Origin of the sequence: Streptomyces sp. NPDC048197 (assembly GCF_043202395.1) — a bacterium.
GTDB lineage: Bacteria > Actinomycetota > Actinomycetes > Streptomycetales > Streptomycetaceae > Streptomyces > Streptomyces siderophoricus.
This window is the reverse complement of the sequence record NZ_JBIDAJ010000006.1, coordinates 332,076-338,946: the sequence shown is the minus strand read 5'-3', so window position 1 is coordinate 338,946 and position 6,871 is coordinate 332,076. Positions and strand designations below refer to the sequence as shown.

At 73.1% G+C, this 6,871-nt stretch carries 4 protein-coding genes; 2 read left to right on the top strand and 2 right to left on the bottom strand.

Features of this window, described 5'->3' with window-relative positions:
* Positions 1-282 precede the first annotated feature (282 nt).
* The gene (locus ACGF4C_RS11925) at positions 283-1,707 is read right to left on the bottom strand and encodes a HEAT repeat domain-containing protein (RefSeq protein WP_393565460.1); all 1,425 of its coding nucleotides are present in this window, start codon (positions 1,705-1,707) and stop codon (positions 283-285) included.
* 310 nt (positions 1,708-2,017) lie between these two features.
* On the opposite strand from ACGF4C_RS11925, the gene ACGF4C_RS11920 reads away from it, so the two are divergent.
* Complete coding sequence (locus ACGF4C_RS11920; RefSeq protein WP_393565458.1) at positions 2,018-3,484, top strand: PP2C family protein-serine/threonine phosphatase; 1,467 nt, start codon at positions 2,018-2,020, stop codon at positions 3,482-3,484.
* 207 nt (positions 3,485-3,691) lie between these two features.
* On the opposite strand, the gene ACGF4C_RS11915 is transcribed toward ACGF4C_RS11920, so the two are convergent.
* Positions 3,692-5,221, bottom strand: coding sequence for a hypothetical protein (locus ACGF4C_RS11915; protein ID WP_393565456.1), 1,530 nt, complete (start codon positions 5,219-5,221; stop codon positions 3,692-3,694).
* Positions 5,222-5,506: 285 nt separating this feature from the next.
* Here ACGF4C_RS11915 and ACGF4C_RS11910 point away from each other — a divergent pair, with 285 nt between their 5' ends.
* A complete protein-coding gene (locus ACGF4C_RS11910; protein WP_393565454.1) occupies positions 5,507-6,640 on the top strand; it encodes an aminoglycoside phosphotransferase family protein in 1,134 nt (377 codons plus the stop codon).
* Positions 6,641-6,871 lie beyond the last annotated feature (231 nt).

Below are 6,871 nucleotides of genomic sequence, written 5' to 3'. Positions count from 1 at the left end.
GACCGGAGGACGAAGTCTGTAGGGCTGGCACCGCACCCAACACCCACCCAGCCCGCCGCAGGCGCAACGGCGAACAACACCCGCGGCGGGACGGCCAGCTACGTACGGGGCGCCGCAAAGCGCAACGGCGAGACGCCCCGCGGCGGGACGGCCAGCTACGTACGGGGCGCCGCAAAGCGCAACGGCGAACAAGCCCCGCGGCGCGAGAGACGGGTACGTGCGGGGCGCCGCACAGCACAACGGCGAGCAACCAGCGCGGCGCCGCAGACAAGTACGTGGGCGTCAAACAGCAGACGCGTCGGGGCCGAATCTGCTGCGGACGGCTGTTTGGACCTCGGCCTCCTCGGCCGGGTCGGCGGCGAGGCGGCGGAGTTGTTCGACGACCCGGTCGTCGCCGGTGGCGGCATGGCGGGCGGCCAGTTCGCGGGTGGTTTCCTCGCAGTCCCAGAGGCACTCGACGGCGAAACCGGCCGCGAAACCGGGGTCGGTGACGGCGAGCGCGGCGGCGGCCCGGCCGCGCAGCTGGGAGGAGGACGTTTCGCGGTAGATGTGCCGGAGTACGGGGGCGGCGCAGGCGACGCCGAGGCGGCCGGTGCCGTCGACCAGCTCCCACAGGCCGGCGGCGTCCGGGCCCTCCTCGCGGACGGTCCGGCGCAGCGCGGCCAGGACCAGGTCGGCGTCGTGCTGCGCACCGCGACGGGCGAGCACGGCGGCGGCCGACGCGCCCAGCCGGTCGGTTCGCGGCGCCCAGCTGCGGGCCCGCTCGACGGCGGCCGCGCTGCGCATCCGCTCGAAGGCGGAGAGCCCGGCGGTGACCAGCGGCTCGGAGGAGAAGGGGCAGGTGACGGCGGCTTCGATCAGGTCGAGGACGTCGGGGTCGCCGCGCTCGGCGAGGTGGTGCAGCACCGCGGCGCGCGCCGCGTCCGGCCCGCTGCGGGCCGCCCGGAGCAGTTCGGGGCGGTCGTCCGGGCCGACGACGGCGGCCAGGCAGCGGGCGGCGGCGAGGTACCGGTGCTCCGCGGGCTCCAGCTCCAGCCCCTCCTCGGCCCAGCGGAGGACGTCCGCGACGCTCCAGCCGGGGCGCGGTCCGCGCGGCCGCAGCTGGCGCTGCCAGCGGTCGAAGGAGCCCTGCTCGCCGGCGGCGGCCAGCCGCGGGCCGTACCGGGGGTCCTCGGCCCACAGCCGCCAGGGGCGGGGCTCGAAGGCGTCCCGGACGGCGGCGGCCAGGTCGGCCCGGCCCTGCTCGTTCTCCGGGAAGCGGGCGAGGACGGCGGGGGCGAGCGACATCAGCCCGGCGTCGTCGTCACGCAGCGCGAGCTCGTCCAGCGCCCAGCGCCAGTTGCTGCCGACCGCGGCGTAGCTGCGCAGCAGCAGCCGCGCGGCGTCCTTGCCGTACGCGGCGAGGTGGCCGAGGACCGCGAGGGCCAGGCCGGTGCGCTCCTCACCGGTGTCGGTGCGGTCGTCGGGGTGGAAGAGGTGGCGTTCGATCTCCTCGAGCCCGCCGTCGAGCTGCATGTAGAGGCGCGCGTAGTACAGCGAGCGGTTCTCCACCTGCCAGTCGCGCCGGGGGTCGCGCAGCACGCTGTCGTTGAGCGCGCCGAGCGCCTCGGCCCTCGGGGCCGCGAGGGCGTGCAGGGTCCCGTCGCCGCGGCCTCGCTGCAGGAGGCCGAGCAGGGTGCCACTGGGCGCTATGTCTGGATCGAACATGAGGTCAGCATCCGGTGCGGGGGACGGGCTGGCAACGGGATTTCCGCTGACCGGCATTCTTGCCGGTGACCACGGGCCGTATGCCTCGTTCCCACCATGGATAGGCAGCAACGCCTGCAGTACGGCGGCCGAAGCCTAGCCTGGAACCTGTCATTCCGCCGATTCCCCCCGGCCTGCCAAGGGAGGCCGGGGGCATATGTCAGCTGCACCACCGTATCGGGTAGTGCCAAATCCCTTACGCACGGTCGCCGCCTGTGCAACAGTCGTTACCGGCCCTTCAGCCCGGCGCCGCCTGATCACGGAGTACGTCATGCCGTCCCCTCTCTTCGCGGACCATCCAGCCGACCGGCCCCCCGAGCGCGACACGGTCGAGGCCCTGATCACGCAGGCGCGCCGCCTGCGCGGCGACCTCGACGCGGTGCGCCGGGAGTCCACGGTGGACACCGGCCTCGCCCCCGACCCGCAGCTGCGCTGGCAGCGGGCGCTGTGCGATCTCGCCGTGCATCACCTCGACGATCTCGGGGGCCATCTCGACCAGCTGAGAGAGGGCCTGCCCACCGAGAGTGACGATGTCCTGGAGCCGGCCGTCGAGGAACCGGTGATCCCGGCCGAGGCCGAGGCCCCCGCGCGCGGTGCGCTGCTGCGCCGGGTGGGCAGCGCCGAGTGGAATCTGCTCACGGACGAGGCCAGCTGGTCCGACGAGCTGTTCGCCATCTTCGGCCGGTCCCCCGCCGAAGGCCCGCTGACCCTCGACGAACTGCCGTCCCTGGTGCACGCGGACGACCAGGAGGGGCTGGCCACGATGGTCACCGACTGCCTGGTGGACGGCCGGCCGATCGACGGCGAGTTCCGCATCGTGCGTCCGGACGCGAGCCTGCGCACGGTGCACATGGTGGGCGAGCCGGTGCTGGACACCGACGGCAGTACGGCCTGCATGTGGGCCGTACTGCGGGACGTCAGCGAGCTGCGCCGCAGCCAGCAGACGGTGCGCGAGACCCGTGACTCACTGCACCGCGAGCGGCAGATCGCGGAGACCGAGCACCGGCTCGCGGTCGAGCTGCAGGAGGCCGTGCTGCCGCCGTGGCGGGGCTCCCTGCGGTTCCCGCAGGACGGTCGGGTCACCCTCGACCTGGCCGGGCGCTATCTGCCGTCCGGCACCCACACGCTGATCGGCGGGGACTGGTACGACGCGATGCAACTCCCGGACGGCCGGACGCTGTTGAGCGTCGGCGACCTCACCGGGCACGGCGTCGCGGCCACCTCGGGAATGGCGATGGTGCTCGGCGCGCTGCGCGGGATGGCGGTCGCCGGCCACCGGCCCGAGCAGTTGATGGGGCTGCTCAACCAACTGCTGGACACCGCCGCCCAGCCGGCGCTCGGCAGTGCGGTGTGCGGCACCTTCGATCCGCGGACCCGGACGCTGGAGTGGGCCCAGGCCGGGCACCCCGCACCGCTGCTCTTCCGCGGCGGCACGGGGCGCGCGCTGGACCCGCCCGAGGGCGTTCTGCTGGGGGCGACGTCGGGGGCCGCGTACACCCAGCGCTCCGAGCAACTGGAGCCCGGTGACCTGCTCGTGCTGCACACCGACGGGCTGACGCCCAGCCGGACGTACGGCACCGGCACGGTCCTGGAGAGTGCCGAGCGGCTGCTGGCACTGGCACCGCGGTTCGCCGCGGCCCGCAGTGCGCAGGACAGCGTCCGCATCGTCGTCGAGGAGTTCGGCAGCGCCGAGCGCGAGGACGACGCGTGCGTGCTGATCGCCAGGGTCGGCGACTGACACACACCGCGGCAGCTGGGGGCGGACCGGCATCGCGCGAGCCGGCCGCCCCGCCCGCATGAGGCGAGAAGCCGTCGGTGGACGGGCCCGTGAGGCCCGTGGCCCAAGTGGCCCGTGGCCCAAGGGGCCGTGAGCCAAGGGGCCGTCGGACCTGTAGCGCAAGGGGCCCTGGGGTGACGGAGCGGGGGCAGCGGCGGTCGGCGGGCGTCAGACCGAGAGGTTCGGCCCCAGGTCCGTGCCGATGCCCGGGCCCAGCCGTGCTTCCTTGGACTTCGGCCGGGGCTTGGGCAGGACATGCTGGATCTCCTCGCGCAGGTCCTGGATCTTGGCGTAGTTCGCGTACTGGCCCGTGAGCCGGAACATTTCGCGGAGCCGGTCCCAGGTGCGGTGGGAGGAGTTCTCACCGATGGACACCAGGGCCAACCGGGCGTAACGGTCGGCCTGTTCGGGGTCGTCGCCGATGAAGCAGGCCGAGGCCATGGAGATGTAGTCGAAGATCTGCGACCGCTGGCGGCCGCCCTCCCTCAGGGCCAGGGCCTGCTTGGCGTGGTGCTGGGCGATCTTGGCGGCCGCGGGGTCGTGTTCGGCGAGGGTGCGGAACGCCAGCGCCTGCATGCCGTGCAGGTCCGCCTCGTCGAACATCTGCATCCAGCACGGGGGCGGGACGTCGCCCTTGTCCGAGACGAACAGTTCCTCGGCCTCGCCCAGGGTGCGCCGCATCGCCTGGCTCTGCCCCTTGGAGGCCTGGGCCCACGCTTCGATGGTGTGCAGCATGGCGCGGGTGCGGGGCAGGGTCTCCTCGCCGGAGCCGGACTTGGCGAGTTTCATCAGGTCCAGCGCGTCGTCCGGGCGGCCCAGATGGACCATCTGACGGGCGGCGCGGGAGAGTGCCTCACCGGCGCGCGGGCGGTCGCCGCCCTCACGGGCCGCATGGGCGGCGATGATGAAGTACTTCTGGGCGGTGGGCTCCAGGCCGACGTCGTGCGACATCCAGCCGGCCAGCACGGCGAGGTTGGCGGCCACGCCCCACAGCCGGCGCTGGAGGTGGTCGGGATGGCGGTAGGCGAGCATGCCGCCCACCTCGTTGAGCTGGCCCACCACCGCCTTGCGCTGCAGGCCGCCGCCGCGGGCCGCGTCCCAGGCGCGGAAGACCTCCACCGAGCGCTCCAGCGCGTCGATTTCCTGCGACCCCACGGGGGCCGCCTCGTAGCGGTCGAGGCCGATCTGGTCGAAGTCGTCGAAGGAGTCGGAAGCGAACGGGTCGTCGTGGCGGGAGGCGCCGAGGGGGGCCGGATCGGTGTGCAGCCAGTCGTGCATGGCGCCGGTGAGTGCGGAGCCCGCGGCGAGCGCCGCGCCCGCACCCACCAAGCCGCGTCGGTTGAGCATGAGGTCCATTCCCGTGAATTCCGTGAGGACCGCGGCGGTCCGTTCGGGAGCCCACGGCAGACCGTCCATGGCCTGCCGCTTCCCCGAGCGACCGGTTCTGGCGAACCCGAGGTCCTCGATGGTTACGACACGGCCGAGGCGCTCGGTGAACAGTGAAGCCAGGACCTTGGGCACGGGATCCCGGGGGGTCTCCCCCATGTCGATCCAGCGCCGCACTCGCGAGGTGTCGGTCGCCAGCTGCGGATGGCCCATGGCCGCCGCCTGCCGGTTGACGAGCCTCGCCAGCTCTCCCTTGGACCAGCCGGCCAGGCCGAAAAGGTCCGCGAGACGGGTGTTCGGCTGCCTGTCCACGTCAAGCCCCCAGGTTCCTCGACTGAGTTGACAGTAACCGCCGGTGACATGCGCTGCGACCATTCGCCAGGGTTCGCCAGGGCACGCCAGATGGTCTGCCACCCGCAGCCGAGTGTTCTGTAGACGTGCCGCCCCCGGCCCGGTGGCGGGACCGCATTCCCCAGGGTGCGCGCCCTTCACAGGGACCCTGGATCGGCCTCCTGCACGGGGCCCGTTCACGGGTTCCCTCCACCGGGCCGGGGAGCGCACGCAACTCGTCGGCGCACGAAGGGATCTGTCTCACCCATGTATGCAGCATCGTCCGCCGTGACCGCCCCCACCCGGCCGCACCGCCCGCACCCGACAGGAAGCGGGCCGTATCTCGCCCCCGCTCCTTCCGCGGGGGCGGTTCCCGGTCTCCCCGGCGGCCGAACCCGGCGGACACCGGGGACGAGCACCCAACCGCTCAGCGGGAGACTCGACTTGTCCGGGCCCCAGGGCGCACAGCTGCGCGCCGCGGTCGCCTCGGTGCACCGCATCTGTCCCGAGTTCAATCCGGTCCAGGTGCTGCGCCGGAGCGGGAAATCCGTGCTCCTCGTCGGCACGACGGGCCGTATGACCGCGGTCGCCAAGTGTTTACTGGACCAGTCCCCCGCGTGGGCGGAAAGGTTCCGGCAGGAAATAAGCGCATACCGCGCATTCGTCCGGCATCGTCCGCCGGTACGGGTGCCGCGGCTGGTGGCGGCGGATCCCGACAACTGCACGCTGATCGTGGAGCGGATGCCCGGCCGGGTCGCGGCCCTGACGCGCCACCCCGCCGAGGCGCCGCCCCGGGCCGACATCCGCGCCGCGATCGGCGCGGTCTGCCAGCTCAACCACTGGCGTCCGCCGGCCGGGCTGTTCGACGCCCCGCTGGACTACGCCGGCCGGATCGGCCGCTACCACGACCTGGGGCTGCTCACCGACCGCGACCTGGGTGACCTGCAGAAGCTGATGCACGGTCTGTCGCACGTCCAGGGCCAGTTCAACCACGGCGACGCGCTGCTGAACAACGTCCTGCTGTCGCCGGCCGGCCCGGTGCTGCTGGACTGGGACAGTGCCGGCTGGTACCTCCCGGGCTACGACCTCGCGACGCTGTGGTCGGTGCTCGGCGACGCCCCGGTGGCGCGCCGTCAGATCAGCCAGCTCGCCCAGAACGCCGGTCCCGCCTCGCGAGACTCCTTCCTGGTGAATCTGATGCTGATCCTCACCCGGGAGATCCGGCGCTACGAAACCGCCGTGCAGCGGACCATGCGCGAACCCACGCCGACGGGGACGCAGGGCCCGGGACAGCCCGGCGTTCCCACGGCGGGCGAGGAGCAGCGGCTGCTCCTGCGCCGGTTGCACGACGACTGCCAGATGGCCCGTCGTGCGGTACGGGCGGCGGTCGGCACCCGCTGACCGCCCAGGGGGAGTGCCTTTGTCCGCAGGCACTTCCCCGCGGGGGATTGTGAGCGGCGCACCCGTTGTGCGGGAGGCGCCGCTCACCCATGTGCGCTGCGCGGTCATTGGTCCATTCCACTGACGCCCCGCAGGCCGGGCGGCGGTCCGGGAAGGCTCCTCTGGAGATGCCCTGACATGCGAAATCCCGATCCGGTGCGGTATATGACGGGCCGTCGGCCCACCTATGGC

Excerpts from the sequence above, each read along its gene's own strand:
- ACGF4C_RS11925 (WP_393565460.1), bottom strand. The coding sequence starts at position 1,707 with ATGTTCGATCCAGACATAGCGCCCAGTGGCACCCTGCTCGGCCTCCTG.
- ACGF4C_RS11920 (WP_393565458.1), top strand. The coding sequence starts at position 2,018 with ATGCCGTCCCCTCTCTTCGCGGACCATCCAGCCGACCGGCCCCCCGAG.
- ACGF4C_RS11910 (WP_393565454.1), top strand. The coding sequence starts at position 5,507 with ATGTATGCAGCATCGTCCGCCGTGACCGCCCCCACCCGGCCGCACCGC.